The organism is Pantoea sp. X85, assembly GCF_029623675.1.
Taxonomy (GTDB): domain Bacteria; phylum Pseudomonadota; class Gammaproteobacteria; order Enterobacterales; family Enterobacteriaceae; genus Pantoea; species Pantoea leporis.
Genome location: NZ_CP121109.1, coordinates 294117 through 317822, shown reverse-complemented (window position 1 = coordinate 317822; position 23706 = coordinate 294117). Strand labels below are relative to the sequence as shown.

23 protein-coding genes and 1 pseudogene are annotated in these 23706 nt (G+C 52.6%); 17 read left to right on the top strand and 7 right to left on the bottom strand.

The window, feature by feature from the left end:
* Positions 1–360 precede the first annotated feature (360 nt).
* From P6287_RS21030 to P6287_RS20970, 13 genes and pseudogenes are all read left to right on the top strand, one after another.
* Positions 361–1338 (top strand): TRAP transporter substrate-binding protein, encoded by a 978-nt coding sequence (locus P6287_RS21030; RefSeq protein WP_137386972.1) that lies wholly within the window; start codon positions 361–363, stop codon positions 1336–1338.
* Between the two features lie 48 nt (positions 1339–1386).
* Positions 1387–1893 (top strand): TRAP transporter small permease, encoded by a 507-nt coding sequence (locus P6287_RS21025; protein WP_137386973.1) that lies wholly within the window; start codon positions 1387–1389, stop codon positions 1891–1893.
* Positions 1894–1905: 12 nt separating this feature from the next.
* A complete protein-coding gene (locus tag P6287_RS21020; RefSeq protein ID WP_277975306.1) occupies positions 1906–3192 on the top strand; it encodes a TRAP transporter large permease in 1287 nt (428 codons plus the stop codon).
* A 221-nt stretch (positions 3193–3413) separates the two neighbouring features.
* Entirely contained in the window at positions 3414–5036 is a 1623-nt protein-coding gene (locus P6287_RS21015; protein WP_110868460.1) for a TIGR04028 family ABC transporter substrate-binding protein, read from the top strand.
* Between the two features lie 12 nt (positions 5037–5048).
* A complete protein-coding gene (locus tag P6287_RS21010) occupies positions 5049–5993 on the top strand; it encodes an ABC transporter permease (RefSeq protein ID WP_217548529.1) in 945 nt (314 codons plus the stop codon).
* Positions 5990–6847: an ABC transporter permease gene (locus tag P6287_RS21005; RefSeq protein ID WP_101761392.1), complete on the top strand. Its 858-nt coding sequence runs from the start codon at positions 5990–5992 to the stop codon at positions 6845–6847. Before P6287_RS21010 ends, P6287_RS21005 begins: the two co-directional genes overlap by 4 nt.
* Positions 6844–8454: an ABC transporter ATP-binding protein gene (locus P6287_RS21000; RefSeq protein ID WP_277975305.1), complete on the top strand. Its 1611-nt coding sequence runs from the start codon at positions 6844–6846 to the stop codon at positions 8452–8454. The genes P6287_RS21005 and P6287_RS21000 overlap by 4 nt, the downstream gene beginning before the upstream one ends.
* Entirely contained in the window at positions 8451–9452 is a 1002-nt protein-coding gene (locus tag P6287_RS20995) for a putative FMN-dependent luciferase-like monooxygenase (protein WP_277975304.1), read from the top strand. Before P6287_RS21000 ends, P6287_RS20995 begins: the two co-directional genes overlap by 4 nt.
* A gap of 12 nt (positions 9453–9464) precedes the next feature.
* Positions 9465–10562, top strand: a complete 1098-nt coding sequence (locus tag P6287_RS20990) for an alkylhydroperoxidase domain protein (protein WP_277975303.1) — start codon at positions 9465–9467, stop codon at positions 10560–10562.
* A gap of 2 nt (positions 10563–10564) precedes the next feature.
* Complete coding sequence (locus P6287_RS20985) at positions 10565–11716, top strand: amidohydrolase (RefSeq protein WP_277975302.1); 1152 nt, start codon at positions 10565–10567, stop codon at positions 11714–11716.
* A 23-nt stretch (positions 11717–11739) separates the two neighbouring features.
* On the top strand, positions 11740–12588 hold the full coding sequence (locus tag P6287_RS20980) for a VOC family protein (protein ID WP_277975301.1): 849 nt from the start codon (positions 11740–11742) through the stop codon (positions 12586–12588).
* Positions 12589–12740: 152 nt separating this feature from the next.
* Positions 12741–13280, top strand: a complete 540-nt coding sequence (locus tag P6287_RS20975; RefSeq protein WP_277975300.1) for a GNAT family protein — start codon at positions 12741–12743, stop codon at positions 13278–13280.
* Positions 13281–13350: 70 nt separating this feature from the next.
* Positions 13351–13688 (top strand): annotated as a pseudogene (locus P6287_RS20970) (IS30 family transposase); the annotation flags it as partial.
* Between the two features lie 196 nt (positions 13689–13884).
* Here P6287_RS20970 and P6287_RS20965 read toward each other — a convergent pair.
* Complete coding sequence (locus P6287_RS20965; protein ID WP_277975299.1) at positions 13885–14370, bottom strand: hypothetical protein; 486 nt, start codon at positions 14368–14370, stop codon at positions 13885–13887.
* A gap of 478 nt (positions 14371–14848) precedes the next feature.
* Positions 14849–15871: an AraC family transcriptional regulator gene (locus P6287_RS20960; RefSeq protein ID WP_192412863.1), complete on the bottom strand. Its 1023-nt coding sequence runs from the start codon at positions 15869–15871 to the stop codon at positions 14849–14851.
* 64 nt (positions 15872–15935) lie between these two features.
* Between P6287_RS20960 and P6287_RS20955 the strand changes: the two genes are divergently transcribed.
* Complete coding sequence (locus P6287_RS20955) at positions 15936–17138, top strand: MFS transporter (RefSeq protein ID WP_277975298.1); 1203 nt, start codon at positions 15936–15938, stop codon at positions 17136–17138.
* A 187-nt stretch (positions 17139–17325) separates the two neighbouring features.
* Here the strand turns inward: P6287_RS20955 and P6287_RS20950 are convergent, their stop codons facing one another.
* On the bottom strand, positions 17326–17850 hold the full coding sequence (locus P6287_RS20950; protein WP_110868449.1) for a phenolic acid decarboxylase: 525 nt from the start codon (positions 17848–17850) through the stop codon (positions 17326–17328).
* 588 nt (positions 17851–18438) lie between these two features.
* On the opposite strand from P6287_RS20950, the gene P6287_RS20945 reads away from it, so the two are divergent.
* Positions 18439–18825 (top strand): hypothetical protein, encoded by a 387-nt coding sequence (locus tag P6287_RS20945; protein ID WP_192412859.1) that lies wholly within the window; start codon positions 18439–18441, stop codon positions 18823–18825.
* Complete coding sequence (locus P6287_RS20940; protein ID WP_192412857.1) at positions 18822–19109, top strand: hypothetical protein; 288 nt, start codon at positions 18822–18824, stop codon at positions 19107–19109. Before P6287_RS20945 ends, P6287_RS20940 begins: the two co-directional genes overlap by 4 nt.
* Here the strand turns inward: P6287_RS20940 and P6287_RS20935 are convergent.
* Complete coding sequence (locus tag P6287_RS20935; protein ID WP_277975297.1) at positions 19099–19701, bottom strand: LysE family translocator; 603 nt, start codon at positions 19699–19701, stop codon at positions 19099–19101. The two genes, P6287_RS20940 and P6287_RS20935, sit on opposite strands and share 11 nt — an antisense overlap.
* Before the next feature lie 299 nt (positions 19702–20000).
* On the opposite strand from P6287_RS20935, the gene P6287_RS20930 reads away from it, so the two are divergent.
* Positions 20001–20477: a GNAT family N-acetyltransferase gene (locus P6287_RS20930; protein WP_271460330.1), complete on the top strand. Its 477-nt coding sequence runs from the start codon at positions 20001–20003 to the stop codon at positions 20475–20477.
* A 155-nt stretch (positions 20478–20632) separates the two neighbouring features.
* On the opposite strand, the gene P6287_RS20925 is transcribed toward P6287_RS20930, so the two are convergent.
* The 3 genes from P6287_RS20925 to P6287_RS20915 form a co-directional block, all read right to left on the bottom strand.
* Positions 20633–21007, bottom strand: coding sequence for a hypothetical protein (locus P6287_RS20925; protein ID WP_110867228.1), 375 nt, complete (start codon positions 21005–21007; stop codon positions 20633–20635).
* A gap of 276 nt (positions 21008–21283) precedes the next feature.
* Entirely contained in the window at positions 21284–22120 is an 837-nt protein-coding gene (locus P6287_RS20920; RefSeq protein WP_277975296.1) for a hypothetical protein, read from the bottom strand.
* Positions 22121–22124: 4 nt separating this feature from the next.
* A complete protein-coding gene (locus P6287_RS20915; protein ID WP_271460327.1) occupies positions 22125–23699 on the bottom strand; it encodes a hypothetical protein in 1575 nt (524 codons plus the stop codon).
* Between the last annotated feature and the right edge of the window lie 7 nt (positions 23700–23706).

Genomic DNA, 23706 nt, shown 5'->3' with positions numbered 1-23706 from the left:
TCCTTTTCGTCATGAATATGGCGAGTAGTTTGTGGCGGAGAAGGCGGATTCGTAAAACATGATATTGTCGTATCTATATTTACTTTATGCATATCAGGGAGATAGATTGGACCATGTGGTTTAAACTCCTTTGAAAACACACAATTATCCCCACAGGATATGGATTGTTGTGGTGATGTTTTGAAAATGTGACACTCAATATAAAATTATTAAAACATCGTTTCAAAATGTGACGCAATTCATCCAATCGCCATTCCCTTATTTTTCCAGCCACTATTTTCTCTATGCTGACACCACGCGGCATCCTTCGACAAATTAATGCGCCGCACCTTCCTGCCTCCCCTTAGCTGGAGAAAAAGCATGACGTTTAAAAAATTACTTCTGGTCGTTTCGTTATCCTCTGCAGCAGCGTTTTGCCCGGCAGTGGCTTCCGCCAAGGTCATTAAAGTGGCCGAAGTTCAACCGGCGGGTTATCCCACCGTGGTGGCGCTTGAACACATGGGCGAGAAGCTAAAAAAAGCCACTGATGGCCGATTAGAAATGAAGGTTTACGCCGGTGGCGTACTAGGCGATGAAGACCAAACGCTGCAGCAGGTGCAACTGGGCGCCATTGACATGATCCGTGTTTCGCTGGCACCGGTCACCACCATCGCGCCAGAAACCAGCGTATTAACCTTGCCGTATGTTTTTCGCGATGAGGATCATATGCACAAGGTGCTTGATGGTGATATCGGGAAAAATATCGTCGAGAAATTCGATAACGATCCTAACGCCCGCATGATATTCCTCGGCTGGACCGACGCCGGTGTGCGCAACATGATCACTAAAAAGCCAATCGCCAAACCCGACGATCTTAAAGGTATGAAAATCCGCGTGCAAAACAGTGCGATTTCGTTGGCGACCTTAAAAGCCATGGGCGCAAACCCGGTGGCAATGGGCGTGAGCGAAGTGTTTAGCGCCATGCAAACCGGCGTGGTGGATGGCACTGAAAACAACCCGCCAACCTTTGTTGCCCACAACTATATGCCCGTCGCTAAGTACTACACCCTCACCGGTCACTTCATTCAGCCTGAAATGATTCTCTACTCTAAACCGTTGTGGAATCGCCTCTCGGCTGACGACCAGGCGTTGCTGAAGAAATTAGGCAAAGAGGCACAGGAGGAAGAGCGTCAGCTCTGGGCAACTTACACTCAACAATCCATTGAGAAGATGAAAGCCGGTGGCGTGACCTTCCAGGAAACCGATCGTGAAACCTTCATGAAAGCCACCCAGCCAGTGCGCGATCAGTTTGGCGGCAAATATCAGGATTTGATGAAACAAATTGCTGATGTGAAGTAATCCTCCCCACGCCACGTGCCTGCGTGGCGTTTTAATCAGGTAAACATTATGACTGCATACTCTCGTCTGATGGATGGGCTTTATTTGCTGTGCATGGCGATCGCCGCTGTTGCCTTGTTGATCATGGTGACGGTGATTCCCATCGGGATTTTCACCCGCTATGTGCTGAACGACGCGTTATCCTGGCCAGAACCGGTCGCCATCATTTGCATGGTCATCTTTACCTTTATTGGTGCGCCAGTCGGGTTCCGCGCCGGTACGCATATTTGCGTCTCGATGATGACCGACCGGCTCTCGCCGGTGAATCAGCGCTGGCTGCTCAAGTTGTCTGACGCGCTGATGATCATCACCTGTCTGGTGATTTTCCGCGCCAGTTACAACCTGTGCGAAGCGATGTGGGTGCAAACGCTGGCCTCACTACCGGTGGTGACCTACGGCGAAATGTATCTGCCGATCCCAATCGGCGCGATTTTCACCCTGCTGTTTGTCATTGAAAGATTGGTTAATGGCGATCAAAGCCAACGCGCCATCGTGACTCTTGGCGGCACCCACTAAGCGGAGAAGAAAATGGACGCACTGATTTTGATAGGCAGTTTGGTGGTATTACTGCTGGTGGGTTTCCCGGTGGCATTCGCCGTTGGATTGAGCGCGTTTATTGGCGCATGGTGGATAGACTTACCGCTGGAAGCGGTGGTGATTCAGATTACCAACGGCATCAATAAGTTTTCGCTGCTGACCATTCCCTTCTTTATTTTGGCTGGCGCGATTATGGCGGAAGGCGGCATTGCCCGACGACTGGTCAACTTTGCCTATATTTTCGTTGGTTTTATTCGCGGCGGTTTGTCGCTGGTGAATATCGTCGCCTCAACCTTTTTTGGTGCAATTTCGGGTTCTTCGGTGGCGGATACCGCCTCGATTGGTTCCGTGATGATTCCGCAGATGGAGGAGAAAGGCTATCCGCGTGATTTCGCTGCGGCGGTAACGGCCAGCGGCTCGGTACAAGCGGTGTTAACCCCGCCCAGCCACAACTCGGTGATTTATTCGCTCGCCACCGGCGGTGTTGTCACCATCTCATCGCTGTTTGTCGCCGGCATCATTCCTGGTCTGTTACTGGGTTTTTGCTTAATGGTAATGTGCCTGGGATTTGCGCGTAAACGCGGCTATCCCAAAGGTGAGCGCATCCCTTACAAGCAGGCGTTGAAAATCTTCTTCGATGCGTTTTGGGGATTGTTCACCATTTTCATCATTCTCGGCGGAATTCTGTCCGGCGTTTTCACCGCCTCGGAATCGGCAGCCATTGCCTGCATCTGGGCGTTCTTTGTCACCATGTTTATTTACCGTGATTTCAAATGGACGCAATTGCATATCCTGGTGTTTCGTACCATCAAAACGGTCACCATTGTGATGGTGTTGATCGCCTTCGCCGCCGGTTTCGGTGCGGTAATGACCTTTATGCAATTACCCACCATTATCACCGAAGCCTTTACCCAATTTTCCAGCAACAAGTATGTGATTTTGATGTGCATTAATCTGCTGCTACTGGTGGTGGGGACGCTAATGGATATGGCACCGCTGATCCTGATTCTGACGCCGGTACTATTACCGGTAGCCACCGCACTCGGCGTCGATCCGGTGCATTTCGGCATGATAATGCTAACCAACTTAGGCATCGGATTAATTACGCCACCGGTCGGCACGGTATTATTTGTCGCCAGCGCAGTGAGTAAGCAAAAGATTGAGCAAGTGGTCACCGCCATGCTGCCTTTCTATGGCGTGTTGTTTATTGTGCTGATGTTGATTACCTATATTCCGGCGATATCGTTGTGGCTACCGCGTTTGATGGGCGTGATGTAACCGACCAATGTTAACCACCACGTAGCGGCGCAATTTATTGCGCGTGATATTGCCGTGCAGAATTAAAAGACGCGCGATGAATCACGCCGCTACAGAAATCTGTGATCTTCTCTATTTATTTTTTTCGGCAAAGCTTAGTGCAATTCCTTGGTTCAACTCCCGTGTGCGGCATTCAATGATGAAAACCGCCCGTCGGGCTATTGATTAAAAAGGGAAACACCATGACTAAGCATTTTCACTTGCAGGCGTTGAGTTTGGCCCTGCTATCAGGGATTTTTAGCGCCCACGCGGCAGACACGCCCGTCAAAGGCGGCACGCTGGTTTACCTCGAACAACAGGCACATACCAACCTTTATCCACCCGCCGGTGGCTTTTATCCCAATGGCGGTATTCTGAATCAAATTACCGATAAGCTGACGTGGCAGAATCCTGAAACCTTAAAAGTGGAACCGTGGATTGCCGAAAGCTGGAGCAGTAACGCCGATAAAACCGAATATACCTTTAAAATTCGTCCCGGCGTCACCTTCTCTGATGGCACGCCCTTAGATGCTAAAGCGGTAGCCAAAAACTTTGATACTTACGGTCTGGGAAATAAAGCCCAGCGCCTGCCGGTTTCCGAAGTGATCAATAATTACGACCGCAGTGAAGTTATTGATCCTCAGACGGTGAAATTCTATTTCAAAAAGCCATCTCCCGGTTTTTTACAGGGCACCGCTACCATCGGTTCAGGCCTGGTTTCCCTCAGTACGCTGCAGCGTAGCTTCGACCAACTCGGCGATGCGCGTCATATTATTGGTTCCGGTCCATTTGTGGTCAGCGATGAGAAACTCGGCCGCGAGGTCGATTTAACCGCGCGCAAAGATTATCAATGGGGCCCGAAAAACCTCGCCCAGCAAGGTCCCGCCAATCTCGACGGCATTAAATTCATCGTCACGCCGGAAGACAGCGTGCGTATTGGCGCGCTGCTGGCCGGTCAGGCCGACTTTATTCGTCAGGTGCAAGCCTACGACGAGAAGCAGGCGCAGCAGCAAAACTTCCCGATTTACGCTGCACCCACGCGTGGCGTTAACGACAGCATCAGCTTCCGCCCGGATAACCCGCTGGTCAGCGATGTGAAAGTGCGTCAGGCGCTGCTGCACGCCACCAACGCGCAGCAAGTGGTGCAAACCCTGTTCTCACCGAACTATCCGCAGGCCACCTCGGTGATCGCCACCTCGGCGGCCGGTTACGTCAATCTGGCCGACAAGCTGAAATTCGATCCGGCGTTATCGAAAAAGCTGCTGGATGAAGCGGGCTGGAAACCGGGCAGCGACGGCATCCGCGAAAAGGATGGCAAGAAACTGGCGCTGACCATTTATGAATCGCTGCCGCAGCCGCAGAACAAAGAGGTGCTACAGCTGGTGGCACAGCAGTGGCGTCAGGTTGGCGTCGCGCTGGCGGTGAAAGCCGGTGATGCCGGCAGCCGCGTGCTGGATAACCTCGATCCGCTGAAAACCCCGCTGGTGGTGTCCGAAGTGGGACGCGCCGATCCTGACGTGGTGAAGAGCCAGTTCTATCCGACTAACCGTGATGCGCTGCTGCAAAAAGGCGGCTCCAGCGACAAGGTGCAGAACTTCCGCGACGACAAACTGAACACGCTGTTGCTGGGGATCTCCTCGGAAGTCGATCCGGCAAAACGCCTGGCGGTGACCGGCGAGGCGCAGCGCTATCTGCTCGATCAGGCCTATGTGATTCCGATTTTTGAAGAACCGCAGGTGTTTGCCGGTGCGCCGTGGCTGAAAGGCGTGAATTTTGAAGCCGTCGGTCGTCCGTCGTTCTACGGCGCGTGGCTGGAAAAACACTAAGGCAGGTTGATGATGCAACGTTCACTGCTGCGAAGAGTGGGTCAAAGCGTTTTGGTGCTGTGGGCCGCGTTTACCCTGTCGTTCTTTCTGCTGCAGGTGCTGCCCGGCGATGCGGTGCTGATCAAGTTTCAGAACCCGGATCTGGGCCTTAGCCCGGATCAAATCGCCGAAATGCGACTGGCTTACGGCGCGGATAATCCGCTCTGGCAGCAGTACGTGCACACGCTGCTGGCGATGGTGCGCGGCGATTTTGGTTACTCGGTGCAGGCGGGCGTGCCGGTCAGCGAACAGCTGATCAGCAACCTGCCCGCCACACTGCAACTGGCGCTGCTCGGTTTTGTGCTGGCAACCCTTATCGCGTTCGCGCTGGCGGCGTTATCGCGCTTGCCAGCGCTGCGCTTCCTGCGTTCGGTGCTGCAATCGGTACCGGCGCTGTTTATCTCGCTGCCGACCTTCTGGCTCGGCATCGCGCTGATTCAGCTGTTCTCCTTCCAGCTGCGCTGGATCCCGGTGATCAATCCGTCGCCGCTACAGGGTTTGATTCTGCCGGTGATTACCGTGGCGATCCCGATCTCCGCGCCGCTGGCGCAGATTCTATTACGCAGCATCGATCAGGTTTCTACCCAGCCGTTCGTGGCGGTCGCGCGCGCTAAAGGCGCCAGCGAAAGCCATGTGCTGTGGCATCACGTGATGCGCAATGCGCTGCTGCCGGTGCTGAACGTTGCCGGTTTGCTGCTCGGGGAACTGATCGCCGGTGCGCTGATTACCGAAACCGTGTTTGGCCTGAGCGGCGTCGGTCAGCTGACGCAGCAGGCGGTGAATAATCAGGACGTCGCGGTGTTACAGGCGGTGGTGATGATCTCGGCGCTGGCGTTTGTGCTGATTAACCTGCTGGTCGATGCGCTGATGCCGCTGTTCGATCCGCGTCTGCAATCCATTGCCGGAGGCAACCGATGAGTCTGGTCGATTACTCAACTGCGCGTCAAAGCAACGGCAACGCACGTGCGTCCCGCGTGCTCAACATCCAGCCAGGTTTGTGGCTGGCGTGGGGCGTGATGCTGTTGGCGCTGCTGGCGGCATTTGCGCCGGGTCTGTTTACCCATTTCAGCCCAACGGAAGGCGTGCCTGGCGCGCAACGTCTGCCGCCGCAGGCCGCTTACTGGCTCGGCACCGATCAGCTGGGCCGCGATCTCTACGCGCGCATTATTTATGGTGCGTCACAGTCGCTGTCGGCGGCGGTCGCAGCGGTGGCGATGGGGCTGATTGGCGGCACCACACTCGGCGTGCTGGCGGGCGCGATGGGCGGTCGCACTGAGAACTGGCTGATGCGCTTAGTGGATGTGCTGCTGTCGATTCCTTCGCTGCTGCTGTCGCTCAGCATTCTGATTCTGCTGGGTTTTGGCACCGTGCACGCCGCGCTGGCGGTGGGCATCGCCTCGATTGCCAGCTTTGCCCGCCTGGCGCGTGGCGAAGTGGTCCGCGTACGCCGCAGCGAGTTCGTCGAAGCGGCGTACGGCAGCGGCGGCAGTTTCTGGCGCGTGTTGTGGCGTCATATTTTACCCAACTCGCTGACGGCGGTGATCGCCTTCGCCGCCTTGCAGTTTGGCCAGGCGATTCTGGCGTTATCCACGCTCAGCTTCCTCGGCTACGGCACGCCGCCGCCGACGCCCGAATGGGGATTATTGATCGCCGAAGGACGTAACTATCTGGCGACTGCGTGGTGGCTCACCACCTTCCCCGGCATTGTGGTGGTCGCCGTGGTGCTGGCCGCCAACCGCATCAGTCGTCAACTGGCCGGAGGTGACGCATGAGCGCGTTATTAGCCATTGAAAATTTAACCCTCAGCTATCGCCAGCGCGGCGAGTGGTGCGCGGTGGTTCACAACGTCAGCTTTGAATTGCAGCCCGGTGAAATGGTGGCGCTGGTCGGTGAATCCGGCTCCGGCAAAACCACCACCGCGCAGGCCATTATGGGTTTGATGGCGGAAAATGGCCGTCGTGACAGCGGCAAAATTGTGCTGAACGGCACCGATATCGCCGGCTGGTCTTCTAAACGTCTTGATAGCCTGCGCGGCGTCAGCATCAGCTTAGTGCCGCAGGATCCGGGCAACTCGCTCAATCCGGTGAAAACCATTGGCGATCAGGTCGGTGAAATGCTGCAGCTGCACCTGAAAATCAGTAAAGCCGAACGCCAGCAGCGCGTACTGGAGCTGCTGCAAAAAGTGGGGCTGAGCCATCCGGAACAGCGCCTGACGCAGTATCCGCATCAGCTTTCCGGCGGCATGAAACAGCGCGTGCTGATTGCTATCGCCCTTGCCCTGCGTCCGCAGATTATCATTGCCGATGAACCCACCAGCGCGCTGGATGTCACGGTGCAAAAACGCATTCTCGATCTGCTGGATGTGCTGCGACGCGAATCCGGTACGGCGGTGCTGTTTGTCACGCACGATTTGGCGCTGGCGGCAGAACGCGCCGATCGCCTGCTGGTATTTCGTCATGGCGAAGTTCAGGAACAAGGCCCGGCGGCGCAGGTGATCAACGCGCCTAAGCATGCTTACACGCGGCAGCTGTTGCAGGACGCCGATCCGGGCGACAGCGCGCTGTCCGTGCCGACACAGGCCAACTTCTCGTCGCCAGCGATTCAGCTCTCCGGCATCAATAAACAGTTTTCCCTCGGTCGCCAGCAGCAGCTGCAGGTGGCGAAAGAGGTGTGCGTCACGGTGCCGCGCGGCACCACGCACGCGCTGGTCGGCGAATCCGGCTCGGGGAAAACCACGCTGGCGCGCATTCTTTTAGGCTTTGAGCAGGCCGATAGCGGCCGCGTGGTGATCGATGGCATCGATGCCACCGCGCTGCGCGGCGAAGCGCAACGTCAGCTGCGCCGCAAGATTCAGTTTGTGTATCAGAACCCGTTTGCCTCGCTGGATCCGCGCCAGACGCTGTTCGCCATCATTGAAGAGCCACTGCGTAACTTTGAGAAACTCAGCAGCGAGCAGCGCCGTGAACGCGTCGCAGCCGTGGCGCAGCGCGTGGCGTTACCGCTGGAGCTGCTGACGCGCAAACCGCGCGAGTTGTCTGGCGGCCAGCGTCAGCGCGTAGCCATCGCCCGCGCCCTGATTCTGCAACCGGCGATTCTGGTGCTGGATGAAGCGACCTCAGCGCTGGATGTCACGGTGCAGGCGCAGATTCTGCAACTGCTGCAACAACTGCAACGCGAGCTCGGCCTTACTTATCTGTTTATCACCCACGACCTCGCCACCGTGCGCCGCATTGCGCACAGCGTCACCGTGCTGCGCGCCGGTGAAGTGGTGGAGCAAGGTGACACTGTCACGCTATTTAGCGCGCCGCAGCATCCGTATACCCGATCGCTGATTGACGCGATACCCGCTTTCCGTCCGCTGATTAAGGAGTCTGCATGACGCGCAAACGCATTGGTTTTTTCACTCGCCTGCTGGATGACACTTCCGCACAGCAGCGCTATCGCCTGGCAACTGAACAGATTCAGCACGCCGAGCGCACCGGTTTTGACAGCGCGTGGATTGCTCAGCACCACTTTCACGAGAAAGAAGGCGGCTTGCCTTCACCGCTGCTGTTTCTGGCCCACGTTGCGGCGCACACCCGCACTATTCGGCTTGGCACCGGCATCATCACGCTGGCGATGGAGAACGCGCTGCGCGTCGCCGAAGATGCAGCGGTGCTGGATTTGCTGAGCAACGGTCGGCTCGAAGTCGGTTTAGGTTCGGGCGGCACCGCGACCTCGTTTCTGCCGTTCGGTATCACTATCGACCAGCGCGCCAGCGTGTTTGCCGATCATCTGCATCAGCTGCTGAGCGCCTGGCGCGGCGATACGCTGGGCCATCCGGAGAATCATCTTTACCCCGCAGCGCCGACGCTGGCGCAGCGCGTGTGGATCGCCACCTTCTCGGTGGAAGGTGCGGCGCGCGCAGGCCTTGCCGGGCACGGTTTGATGCTGTCGCGCACCCAGCCGCGTCCGGCGGGCCAGCCTGATTTGCCGCTCCACCAGATACAAAACCCGATGATTGATGCCTATCTGGCGGCTTTACCAGCAGGCATTGCGCCGCGCATTCTGGCATCGCGCACCGCTTTTGTGGCCGATTCCAACGACTACGCGCGCCGTCTTGCCGAGCCGGGCTTAAAGCGCCAGGCGCAGCATTTCCGTGAATCGGGACACGTGATTGGCAACACGCTGGACGAACAGGCGCGTCAGCTGGATGCGCACTTCGGCGATGCCGACACGGTGCGGCAATCGCTGCTGGCCGATACGTCGCTGCAACGCGTCACCGATATCAGCTTCCAGGTGCACTCCATTGATCCGCCACACGCCGACATTCTGCGTTCTATCGAATTGATTGCCGAGCATATTGCGCCCGCGCTGCGTGCGCTAAGCCACGCTTAACAGGAGAATTTCATGTCTCAAACGTTTGATTTACTGGCCGCGCTGGCGGATATCGATCCCGCGTCTGAACTGGCGCAAGCCCGCGCCGAGCGTCACGCCGCCACCCAGCACACGCAAGGCAGCTACGACGTGCTGTTTTCGCAGGATGATGAGGATTTGCCGTTAGCAGAACGTTTCGCCCTCGCCGCGCAGGTCGCGGCCTGGCATGGCGCGTCGAGTCTCGAAGCGCATTACCGCCAGCCGGATCAGCCTAACAACGCACGCTTCGCTGCGGGTCTGGCGTTTGCGGAACTGCTGAGCCTGCATCCGGTCGATGCTGCGCCGCAGCACATCGAGACGCTGCAAACTGCCGGATGGTCGCCACGTGGCATCGTCACGCTGGCGCAGCTGATTGCCTTTGTCAGCTTCCAGAGCCGCTTGCTTGCGGGTTTGCGTTTGCTCAACGGTGAAGAGACGGCGTCGCAGCCGCATGCGGTGGCCGGTAAATGGCACGATGCGCCGCTCACCGTCAGCGGGAAAACCGCCCTCACCGCCTTTACCCAACAGGAACTCGGCTGGGAACCGTGGCTGGCAGCAAAACCGCTGCATGAATTTAGCGCTGAAGAGCAGGCAACGCTGGCGAAATTCGGCCATAGCGACTCTGATTACTTCCGCCTGCTGGGCCGCAATCAGCCGCTGCTTGAGCAGCGCACGCTAACCGATAAAGGCATCTTCTACACCGCAGGCGGACTCTCGCGCGCCGAGCGAGAACTCGCCGCCACGGTGGTGAGCAAGGTCAACGGCTGCATCTACTGCGCCTCGGTGCATGCGCGCAAAGCCAGCCAGCTGTCGAAAGATGAACCGGCGGTGCAGAAGCTGCTGAATGTCGCGCCGGGCGCTGAGCTGTCGCACGGACAATCGGCGCGCTGGGCGGCGCAGATCGATCTGGTTGCTACCTTATCGATTACGCCTGCCGCCACCAGCCTGAAACAGCTGCAGGCGCTGCGCGCTCAGGGATTCAGCACGCTGGAGCTGCTGGACCTGATTCAATCCGCCGCCTTCTTTGCCTGGGCAAATCGCCTGATGCTGACGCTCGGCGAACCTTTCTTACCTGAACACACACAAGGATGACCATGACGGATCTTTCCCATCAACAGCTGGTGCGCTGGCGACGCGAGCTGCATCAGCATCCTGAACTGTCGGATCAGGAATTTGCCACCACCGAGCGCCTTACCCGCTGGTTGCAGGAACTCAACGTCAAGCTGCTGCCGCTGGATTTGAAAACCGGTGTCGTGGCAGAAATCGGTCACGGTGAACCGCTGATTGCGCTGCGTGCCGACATCGACGCCCTGCCCATCGACGAGCAAACCGATCAAGTATGGCGCTCCCAACAGCCGGGCGTGATGCACGCCTGCGGCCACGATCTGCATAGCAGCGTGATGCTGGGCGTCGCACAGCAGTTGCAACGCATCGAATCCCAGCTGCCTGGCCGCGTGCGCATTCTGTTCCAGCCAGCCGAAGAGATTTTTACCGGCGCGAAACAGCTGCTGGCGGCGGGCGCGCTGAAAGAGGTGCAGGCGATTTTCGGCCTGCATAATGCGCCGGATCTGCCAACCGGCACGCTGCGGACGCGCGGCGGTGCCTATTATGCCAACGTCGATCGTTTCCAGATCACTATCAACGGCAAAGGTGCGCACGCCGCGCGTCCGCATGAAGGCATTGATAGCATCGTGATTGGCAGCCACATCGTCACCGCGCTGCAAACGCTGCCGAGCCGCGTGTTCAGTTCGCTGGAGTCGGTGGTGGTCAGCGTGACGCGCTTTACCGCAGGCAACAGCTGGAACGTGCTGCCACAAACGGTGGAGCTGGAAGGCACGGTGCGCACCCATAATGCGGCGATTCGCGCACAAATCCCGCAGAAAATTGATGCGCTGATAAACGGGATCGCCGCCGGATTTGGCGCACAGGCGGAGCTGGTGTGGCAGGAAGGTCCGCCTTCGCTGGTTAACACCCCGCAATGGGCCGATTTCGCGCTGGATCTGGCCGCAGAGCAAGGCTATCAAACACAGGTCGGCACGCCGCAGATGGGTGGCGAAGACTTCGCCTTCTACCTGCAGCAGCTGCCGGGCGCGTTCGTCAGCATCGGCAGCGCCAGTGAATTTGGCCTGCATCACGCCGGATTCGATCCGGATGAAGCGATGCTGGAACCGGCGGTGCATTACTTTACCGAGCTGGCCCAGCGCGCGCTGCTGACGCTGCGCCAACAACAGGCGCTGGCATCGTGACCATGAGAGCAAGGAGAAAAGCGATGGCGATTTCTGTACCTGTTCCACGTCTCGACCATGTGGTGATCAACGTTACCAGCCAGTTGGATGACGCCAGCGCGCTGTTTCGTCGCCTGGGATTTCAGCTGACCGAGCGCGGCCATCATTCGCTCGGCTCCAGTAATCATCTGGCGATTTTTGGAGATAACTATCTGGAGCTGTTGGGGTTTGAGCCTGGGCGCGGCAATCTGCGCCAGGATTTGTGGCAGTCGCCGATTGGCCTCAGCGGATTAGTGTGGAAAACCGAGGATGCCGATGCGGTGTGGCGCTATCTTGAGAGCCAGGATATCGACGGCGATCTGCCTGCGAGCTTTTTCCGTCCCGTTACTTTGCCGGACGGCACCGAGCAGGAAGCACGCTTCCGCACCGTGCGGTTGCGCCCGTCGCTGGTTGCGAACGGCCGCAGCTTCTTTTGTCAGCACGACACACCGGATTCGGTGTGGCAGGACGCGTGGCGCGTCCATCCGAATGGCGTGAGCGATATCGTCGAGTTCGTGGTGGTGGCGCAGGATCCCGCCGCCGCTGCGCAGCCCTACAGCCGTTTATTCGGTGCAGATAAACTCACCGCCTGTCAGGAAGGCGCGTTTGTGCTCAAAGCGGGCGTGGCAACGGTACGCTTTGCCGCCGCGGAATACGTTACGCAGCGCTTCGCCGGATTGCCGATTGATTACGACGGCAGCGCGCGCATGGCCGGATTGAGTTTGCGCACCTCGGATCTGCGCAAAGTGAAAGCCAGCCTTCTGCTCGGTGATGTGCCGTTCCGCGAAGAAGAGTCGGCGATTATTGTTGGTGCCGAGCAGGCGTTTGGTGTGGCGTTGCGGTTCCAGCAATAATCACGTTTTGCATGTATCCGTAGCGGCGCGATTTATCGCGCAATGTGATGGCGATTGCGCAACTAGCCTGATATTGCGCAATAAATTGCGCCGCTACGTTATGAGCGTTGTAAAATATCGTTGTGGAGTAATCTGAATTCTAAAGGTGAAAAGTGACCGCTAACCTGCATCTCGACACGCCCAGACTCACTTGCTCGCAGATCGCGGAAGACGACTGGGACTTCTTCCGTCAGCTCCAGCTCTCGCCTCACGTCATGCATTACGTCGCCGATGCAAAATCCGATGAAAAAATTCACGCCGATTTTACAGCAAGATTGCCGCGCTGGTCGCCATTCAGCGCGCATTGGCTGTGTCTGGTGGTGCGGGAAAAACAGTCAGGCAATCGCCTCGGCGTCAGCGGTTATATTCGTAGGGAAAATGACTGCGCCGAAGTCGGCTTTCTGTTCGCACCTGAAGCGCATGGCAAAGGCTATGCGCACGAGTCGCTCCGCGCGATTTGTGACTATGCATTCAGCGACGGCGGCATTCGACGCCTAAGCGCTACCGTCACCGCAGGCAATACGCCCTCACGGCGACTGCTGGAAAAAGTCGGTTTTGTATTAGAAGGTGAACTGCGAGAAAGTTACTGGCTGAGAAATGCGTGGCATAACGATTGGCTGTTTGGGTTGTTGCGCGAGGAATATGGGTTGTAGTGCAGGTGTGATCAACTCAGCTCGGGATCAAGGTTATTTAACGAATTAGCCATATTTAACCCGACCAAACATAGAGATGTCTACTAACTCCTATATCGTCACCCACGTTGAACGCCATTCCCGCTTTGTTATGCTGTCCAAAATCAGCGACAACAAAACCATAACTGTTGTATCTGCACTCATCAAACAAGCGCGGAATTACCAGCTGAGCTTTTATAAAACACTAACATGGGATCGAGGCGCCAAACGACCAGCCACGCTCGATTTACGGTAGCGACAGACATTTGGATTTATTTCTGTGGTCCTCAATCTCCCTGACAGCGTGGCTCAAATGAAAATACGAACAAGCTGGTCAGACAATATTCCCAAAAGGAACTGACTTTGGACGCTCAAGTTATTCTGTCCAATTCATAATATTTCGCGAATCAGTAAATGAATACGAGGCGGTTTGGTGCGATTTTTAGATGCATTCTAAATAAGCTGCAAAAAATTCTCAAGAAATGAATCGTCAAATATTATCAGCCTAACTATTAAGAACGTTACAAGCCAGGCGTAATATCCCACTATGGAAAACTGAATATGAGCTTTTGAACGATCATTTATGTTAATTATAAAGCCTTTTTTGTTGGGAACGCTGCCTCCGCTCGTCATACTCCTTCGCTTTTTCCTTATGCCACATATTGCTGCATCCTGGATCGCTAGGGGTAAGACAATAGTGAGTTTTATCATCTTGAGACTCACTTTTCTCCCAAGATAGTTTTGGCGTTACCTCTGTGGACCAGGAATAATCCTTCGCTTTTTCCTCATGCCACATTTTGCTGCATCCTGGATCGCGAGGAGTAAGACAATATTGGGTTTTATCACCTTGAGACTCACTTTTATCCCAGGAAAATTGTGGCGTTACCTCTGTTGACACCGAATAGTCCTTCTTATCAATGTCATACATCAAATCTGGTGAGGCCGTTGCTGAAACACCATAAAGTAGTGATATAAATGGGGCATATACATATTTTTTTAAGCATGACATATTCGTTATTCCTTTAAACGTAAATTCGTTTAACTTCAATTTAGAAGCCCAGGTTCCTGACACGACTAGACGCATGAGTAAAGTAACGTAAAATGTAGAACTGTCGATTATATCCTCATTACTGGGGAAGACCCACTATACATATTTTTTTAAGCATGACATATTCTTTATTCCTTTAAAAACAAATTCGTTTGACTTCAATTTAGAATCCCAGGTTCCTAATTTTAATATTCGATATCGCATCGTAAAAATCGTGCTTTCCTACATGAACGAAAAAGCATATTCGGAAAGAATGTTTAGTGACAAAGTCAGTCAGATCAGAATTAATCATCTTGCTTGATTGCGTAATTTCAAAACCACCAGCATCTGTAAACGTTATGTCAGTTCTTTGCTCATTACAGACAGCCGCTTCTTACAACCAGCAACTTTGTACCAGAAGCGGACACCGGAGAAATTTACGGAACGGTTAATGATGAAAAGTCGTTTCCGCTCAGTTTTTAAGGTCTTCTACATTCAATCCAGCAAATGACAATAATAGCATTCACTCACTTACTGTATTAACGCCTCTCGCTGTTCGCTGACGCATAGCGCCCGGTGGATACCCATTAATACGCTTGAACGCTCTGCTAAAGGCTGCCTGCGAGGCATAGCCGAGGCGAAGCGCTACGGTGTCAATTGAGATCTTATCGTGAGTAATCCAGTGACCCGCGATGCGCATTCGCACTTCCCTTGCATAGCGCTGCGGAGGTATGCCGATGATTGATTTGAAGCGTTCAGCAAAAACAGAACGGGATACATGCGATTGGGCAGCAAGCTCGGCAACAGACCACTCCCGGCTTGTATCACGATGAATGGCCAGAATGGCACGGGCAAGTCGTGGATCACGTAACGCAGCGATCAGACCAGCGGCGTTCTCGCTGCCGTTTTCAATCCATCCACGCACAATCATGGCCGCCGCCACTTCTGCGAGGCGTGCCAGAATGCCCGCGAAGCCCGCGCGTCCGGAACAGATTTCAGATTTCATCGCGCCCAGAACGGGAACCAGCCCCGGATAAATCTGTTCATTTGCCTCAACCACGATGGCTTGCGGCATCAGTTTACCCAGGCCCTGCATTCCACCAAGATCGAACTCCATACAGCCATAAAACAGAACTGTGCTGGGTGTCGGATGCGAACTCGGGCAGGTATTAATTCCGCTGACGGCCTCGCCTAAAGGAGCAGAGCCGAACGTGTCGATATGTTGAAATGAACAGCTGACATCCGATAAAAGCTGATGCTCCTCGCCCTGCGGCATGAATACCATGCTCCCGGCTTTCAGTTCGTGCAACGTACCATCATGTGTGCGCAGCAGAGCAGTACCCACTGCGATGTAATGAAAATAGGCATGTCCGAGTCTGCTGCTGAAACCGACGCCAAACTCAGAGCCCGTCTGTAAACGGCGATACTGCACGCCACGCAGACGCATTTCCAGCAGCAATTCACTAATGAGTTCGGATGACAGGGCAAAGTGTTTATTCACATGCATAACCGGAGTTTCGGGTAAAAAATCAGGATGTGGCATCATAGATCGTCCAGCGGCTCAACTCTAGACTTGGAGTTATCATTTTTTCTCCAAAAAAGAGTGTGTTATGAGAAACGAAGCAACTGAAGCTGCATCCGTTAGTTTGAACAGTTCGGAACCCAAAGAATCCGCATGGATGGCCGTTATTTCACTGACGATGGGCGTGTTTGGCTTGCTGACTGCAGAATATCTTCCTGCCAGCCTGTTAACACCCATGGCCGCGGATCTTGGTGTGACCGAAGCGCTTGCTGGTCAGGCTGTGACGGTGACAGCTGTGGTGGCCCTGTTTGCGGGCCTGATGGTTCCCCGGCTGACGCGTAATTATGATCGCCGAACTGTTTTACTGGGTTTTACCGTGCTGATGATCGCCTCCAACCTGCTTGTCGCACTCTCCTCCAGTCTGGCTGTTCTGCTGGTCATGCGCATTCTGCTGGGCATCGCGCTGGGAGGCTTCTGGAGTATGGCTGCTGCCGTAGCTATGCGACTGGTCCCTGCAAAAAGCGTCCCGCGTGCTCTCTCCATTATTTTTAGCGGTATTGCTGTCGGTACCGTGGTTTCGATCCCGCTGGGGAGCTATTTAGGTGGGCTTTATGGCTGGCGTAGTGCTTTTATCGCTGCAACCGCAGTTGGCCTGCTGACACTGCTTTTCCAGCTGTTTACGCTTCCTGGGATGGCTCCGCGTAAAATGATGATTACGGCATCTGTCATGGATTTACTCCGCCGTCCAGGCATTGCTGTGGGAATGACGGGTTGTGTGATTGCCCATACGGGTCAATATGCGCTGTTTACCTATATTCGTCCGGCTCTTGAAAATATCGTTCAACTTGATGTGGATCGTTTGTCTTTGATACTGCTTGGATTTGGCGTCGCTAATTTTATCGGTACGCTGCTGGCCGGGTGGCTGATGGAGAAAAGCCTGCGTCTTACCCTGGTACTGATGCCAGCACTTGTTGGTTTAGCGGCATTAAGCATGATTTTGCTGCCACTTGAGGAAGCAGGATTGATGTTGTTCGTCGCGTTGTGGGGGATGGCATTTGGTGGCGTACCCGTTGCGTGGTCAAACTGGGTAGCGCGTTCCGTTCCCGATCAGGCTGAAACCGCTGGCGGCATGGTAGTCGCAGCAGTTCAATCCTCAATTGCTATGGGTGCTGCATTGGGAGGATTACTTTTTGGTCTCAGCGGCGTAACCGGTGTTTTCATTACCGCGGGTTGCATAATGTGTTTTGCCGCGCTGGTGATTGCACTAAAAGTGAGGGTCGCGCTGAGCTGACCACTTCCCTTATTAAAAACGTTTAAATAAAGGCCAGCTGAACCATTTGGCTGGCCTGAAAAAAGTAGCGAGGTTTCCTGGCTCTTTCCGCTCACTTAAAATCTCTACTACTCTGTTCGGCACCTCAGCGTCCAAATGAATTGGCTTTGAGGTGTCAGTGTAATGAAGCAGTAATGTCCGGAATTAATTATTTCCCATCGAAGAAATTGTCCGGAAGTTGACCTGGGGGCATATTAATAACAGCATCATTATCAGGCCCTTCATTTTTCATATACGTGACCCTGGCAAATTCGGGTATCACAACATAGGGATATGCCGGTCCTTCATCGCGGAAGCGATGCATATCCTCAATGAACTCATTTTGATAACAAATTGTTTTTTCGGGATGTTGATTTTCACCTGCAATCCACTGAGGAAAGAAGATGGTGCCATGAATGATCTTTCTTTCAATGTCAAATAACAGGCTCACACAGGTTCCTGTCGGCTCGTGCCAGTCGACTTTATAAATGCCAGGTGCGAACTGCACGGCATTCATTTTTTGATTTGTCACCCAACGACCACCTACCAACCCCTGATGAATCCTGTAATCACACGTATTGTCATTACGCGCATACCATTCATATTTCCATCCATTATCATAGGTATAGACAAAATGCGTCCCTACAAAGGCGGATAAGTCTTTTGATATATCATTAACTGATTCACTTGACATAACGACCTCATATTTTCCGATAGAGTGGCGTAGTGTGGAATGTTACTTGCTGCACCCGCGTAATCTAAATACTGTAGCGTTACGCGGTGAGCATGTTATGAAACAATGCGCAAGCATTTGCATATCAATTATTTACATAATATTAGCATTTAGATGACAGATACAAGTCATTTGCTTAGGAATAATATAGCCACTTTGCATGAGTTTTCCATAATGATTAACCATTTTATAATGCTTAATAGTTTGACTCAGTCGAAAAATGAATAAAAAAGTTAACCGTATGTAATAAATTGCCGGTTCGCCTTCAAAATGTAACGATTAAAATTAGACTACTTATCAGTATTTTGCACTACCTTAAACCTGTTTCTTAGGATTTTTAATTTGCGAAAGTAAATTATAAAGCTACCCTGAGATAAGCATCAAACGCTGACGTTTCTTCTAACTGAATAATCACTCTTCAGGCAGAAAAATATGCCTGAGTCCTAAGAATTTTCTCTGCAGGATATATTTCTATGGATTTGATTCATGAAGTTTTTCGATTATCACCGGAGCTGGCGCTTTTTCTTTCTCACGCTGTAGGCACGTGGATTGGTAAATTCAAACTGGGCGCATATTTGCGCTGGACAAGAGAATTGCGGTCGCCATCGCAAAACTGAACTTGATCCAGCACAGCTCCAGCAGATGCAGGGGAATGTCGCGGTGGGATATGCGGTGACATACATCTTCGGCTCCCTGGGTGCCATCATTATCTGCGTTAACATTCTTGCCAAAATTATGGGGCGCTCTATTCGTGAAGACGCAATAAAAGCTGAACAGGAACTGATGCATGGTGTAATCATACCGGCATCAAGACAGATGCCTGCTTTATCTGAACTGATAGGTCGGGTGTTTCTGGCAGGAGCGGCCGCGAGCAGGAGCATTACTCAGATTAGAGCGTTAGCTAACCCACTTTCCCGGTTACCGTTGAACGCATGAAACGCGGCGATAAAGTCATCGCCGTTACGCCTGACATGCCGCTAAATGAGAACCACATTCTGTTACTTGTGGGCCGCCGCAAAGGCATCGTTGCCCTTGCCTCCTCGCTGGGAAAAGAGCTGGATGCAGAGGATGGGCCGGAAATGACCATGAAGACATCTGAAGTCTTTTGGATGGTATCAAGCGCGGAAGCCCCTGACCGGGAATTTGCCTTTGCCGGCCTCTGGCCTGCGGGCCGTAGAGACCATCAGGAACAACGGTATTTCTATGGAGTTAATAGATAAGGTTGTGCAGAGAAAAAGCAATGAGCATTATCCCGCCGACAATGTTGACGTACTTTTTCAGCATTCGCGGGTTAGTTTTTTTGGCTGAGAATATGAGCGTTTGAGTGATTGCAAAAAGCCAGATACTCATAACCACTATATGAACTGATGCCAGTATAAGGTAGTTGTAAACGCCACCCTTCGCGCCTGCGAACTGTGAAACGACCGTCAAATAAAAAAGGATGGCTTTAGGGTTCAAAACATTAGCCAGCCAAGCCTCTTTTAAAGTCACGGAATGCTTTGCACCAGTAAACCCGCCTGAATTTACCGCTATCCCTCTCCGGATAAGCATCGCGCCTAACCAAAGCAGATAGACAGTTCCGGTTACTTTAAGCACAGCAAACGCTGCTGACGACGAGATGAGCACTGCCGTGATACCAAACCCTATAAAAATTGCATGGGTATATATGCCCAGAGCGGTTCCGGCGAGGGTTCTAAATAAACCTTTGTTACCTCCTGTCAGAGCACTGTTCATAACGAGAGTGAAGCTCGCTCCGGGAGACAGGGCAACAGGGAGTAAGGCTGGCATAAAGCCCAAAATGTTCATATCCATAGATTCTGGATAGTAATTGGCACTCTCTGAAATTGCCAGTGCAAGCGTTTCGCATATAGGCAATGTTCAGCTAAGCAAAAACGGGGATCTTTTTGACTAAAAGTCCGCTCTTCGCTCATAGCGACCTCGACTCAGTTAGCTTGTCCGCTTCGTGCCAGAAGCGGACATTGAGTATCACTTTCATGTAATCGATCGGAAGTGTTGTTATTCCATAAACGAATAATTTGACGTTACACTGGTATTGGCGCTATTAGTATGGCCCTTTCTGTCTGTATGACTTCCTCAATAAGGATTAAAAGATGGTCTCGTTTCGCTCAATGACAGAAGAAGAGTACTCTGCTTATCTGGAATATTTTATTCCTGATTATGCAATTGAGATAGCGTCAAATTATAGAATGTCTAAAAGTGATTCTCTAACGATGGCCAGGCAGGAAATATCAAAGTTGCTTGCGGAAGGAGTGAATACGCACGGGCAAATTTTACTGTCCATTTTCGCGAAATTAGATGTATTTGAGAGGCACGTAGGCTATCTCTGGTACAAACCAGACGCGGCAATGCGCACAGTATTTATCTATGATTTTCATATTTTTAATTCACTTCAGGGAGGGGGATTGGGTAAACAGGCTCTTCGCGCTTTTGAAGAGGATCTTCAGGATAAGGGTTTTAAAGAGATTAGACTACGCGTAGCTGGAGATAATGCTCGTGCTTTCCATGTATACGAGAGCAGCGGTTTTGGAGTAACGGGTATCAATATGAGCAAGTCAATCGTGCGTTAGGATATTAAATAAAAGAATCAGCAATTGAAAACTACGCCTGCTTTCGTTCGCAGCGGACCTTCAGTTCAGTCCGATGGTCAGCTACGTGCTAAAAGCAGACATTGCTAACATCGGAATGTACTAATATGCGGGGTTCTGGCCAGAACTTCAGCGAATCACTTTCGCAAACTAAACCGTATAAAATCGTGAGGAAATAATGGTTGCATCATTAAATTATCATTAAATATAAAGACATTAGATGATATGGAGATAACATCGTAGATATTATCGACAATGAGTTGTAGATGCGTTTTGAACACAGGCACATTAGCATCATCCGCTATGACAAATACAGTTTCATTACCTAAGCCGCCCCCATTAAACATCTCATCAGTAATTTCATGATCGCTGAATTCCATTTCATGCCACATAATTTTACCGCTATGCCATGGATATTGATGAAAAATATCCATTACCATGCTCAAATCATCTCCTTCCACAACATCAAAATCTGCCTTGAGCAATTCCTTACATTCTTCAAACAATGTCATGTCCATTCCCTTTGTAGCTGTTTATTTCTAGCATAACCGCTTAGAAGATTGTCGAAAAAATTATGAACTTCCGCTCCTCACTCATAGCGGACCTTGCCATATGCACACATTCTTTCAATGCCAGATGCGGGAGATGTTAAAGCGCTTTACCCAGATCAACGGTGAGCAGATGAACATGGGTAATCCACCCTAAAACCATTATGGTAACGAAGTCACGACTCATATTCACTGCCCTGGCCAGACGTTGAGGCAGTGAATACATCGTTTCTGAATAATTTATTGCAAATCTACATTCAACGCCGGTGCACCAAAACTTACTAACTCTGCATTAGACGCAGTAAAATAGTCGCGCCAGAATATCTCAAGCTGCTGAATGATTTTGCCTGAGCGATAATTATTTTTCGCGTCGGTATCAATCAATCCTGCACCTGCGACAAATACCTTAGCGCCGGCAAAATCCGCTAACAAATTCTGCTGTTTAACCTGCTGCAACGCTTTCTCAGGCGAAAGCAAACGCAGCGCGTTATTGCGATAGAAGCTATCAAAAGCGCTGTTTTCCAACATATCGGAGATCAGAAACAGAGTGCGTGACGCGTTTTCATCCTGCTCAAGATCGTGACTAATGCGTTTCAGGCTATCGAGGATCTCGCTTTTAGCGATGTTATCGCCCTTCTCAGCGAAACTTTTTGCCATCAACCCACCCATTGCGCTCGCGAAATATTGCTTTTGCTCACTCAGGCATTTGTCGAGGTTCTTCAAACTCTCCATGCCTTGATTGTCGCGGATCTTCTTGTCCGTGAGTAGCGGCTCCAGACGTCCATCAAATAAGCGCTGCATGAAATTGTTCTGCAACAACGCCGAGAACTGATACAGCACCACATGATCGCCGGGCTGGCTAAAACGCATAATCTGCTGCCAACTGGCATTTTTGATCTGCAGCGGCACTTTAACCGTTTGATCAATAATCACCACCAGCTCACGACCGCTGTTGGCCGGGCGATATTGACTGAGTTTGGCATAGTCATAACAGCTCGGGATATCGTTGCGATCCGCAGCCTGCGCCAGGGCACTCACCCCGGCTAACAGCAGCAAACACCATTTGCTGATCTTCACCTGATTACCCTCTGGCCTTATTAAGCACGCGCTGCACTTTACGACGACTGAGCAGTGCTTCCATTGGCAGACCCAAATCCTCAGCCACCAAACGCAGTTCTTCATCATCTAAGGCTGTCAAATCGCCCAACTCCGCGATGCGCGCCTTTTCATCGGCGTTAGCAACAGGTGCCGTTTGCAGTGCCACCGGTGCAGGTGTTGGCGTTGTAGGTTCAAATACTAAAGCCGGTTCTGGCTGATGTACCGGTCGCTCTTGAGCAACGGTTGCGCGCGTGGCGTTAAATTGCTGATGCTGATCGTCAGCCAGTGCTTTATCGCGCTGCTTACCGCGCACGTAATCGTCGAAGGTCCGAACATCAGTTTGTGCAATGCTGGCGCTACTGGCGCGTTGCATCGCCATACGATTCTGCAAGCTTGCCAGTTTATCCTGCGCATCACGCTCTACGCGCTCACGGCGCATGGCGTACCACGCGGCAAACTCTTCAGAGCTACTGAAATTACCAATATATTTCGCCGCCAGGCGCGATTCGATGCCGACCAGAGAACGGTAATAACCAATCAAAATACCGATAATCTGCACGCCAATGAAAATCACCGACAAAATAATGAAGGTCAATTTGGAGGCGAACACGCGGTTGTCACTGACCTCTTTCGCCGCTTGTTTATCAGCCAGCTGATTATCTTCCACCGCTTGCTGTGGCAACTCAAAAGGTGAAGCGTTGCTCGCCGCGCTGGTTTGGCTGAACGGCGTGCCATTAACGGCCTGGGTTTCGGCGGCATTAATGGTTGCCGCACGAATGAAATAGGCGCCTACCGCAAAGGTGACGATCAGCAGCAGCGTCACAACCGTTTGTACATATTGCGGTTTTGCGCCAATACCGTGGTTCACACGGTTGAGCATTTGCAAATAGCTTGGTGCGTCATCGTCAATGCGGCTGTTTTCCAGCGAGACGCGGTTGTCTTTGACCAACGCCTGCGCATGGCCTTCCAGACGCGCTTCTTTATGCCAGTAGCGGATTTTGCTCAGCAGCGTATTTTTGTGTAACTGCGTGCCCATTAAATGCGTTGCGGGCACTAAAATCACACCAATCAGCACCGAAACCACAATCGCCGACAGCTCCGCCTGGTTCGCAGAGATGTTGTTGGCAATGAATGGCGAAAGTACCAGCGCAAAGATAAAGGCCTCCAGAATGACGAGGGCGATACTGCATAACCACAACACCACGCTGGTCGGTTTGCGGCCCCGCTCATCCACTTTGTTCAGATAGTTAACGCAGCGCAGATAAAAATCGGCATCGCGGTTTGAAATGCTATGAAATTGATAAAACTTGCCACACAACGCTTCTTCAGCCGGATGCCAGATGCGTCCGCCGGTGCCCGCACGGCGAGATTCATGGCTACGCGACAAACGGGTGATGTGGCCAAAGAGCGGTAGGGAACAAAACAGGTTGAGAAAGAAGTAACGAACTTGATCCCACCATTTGATCACGCCAAGTGTTAGCGCCAATAGCCCGAAAAGCGGCCAGAAGATGTAGCGATAGGTGGCGATCGCCTGCATTAAGGTATCTAAAATTTCCATAAGAGTG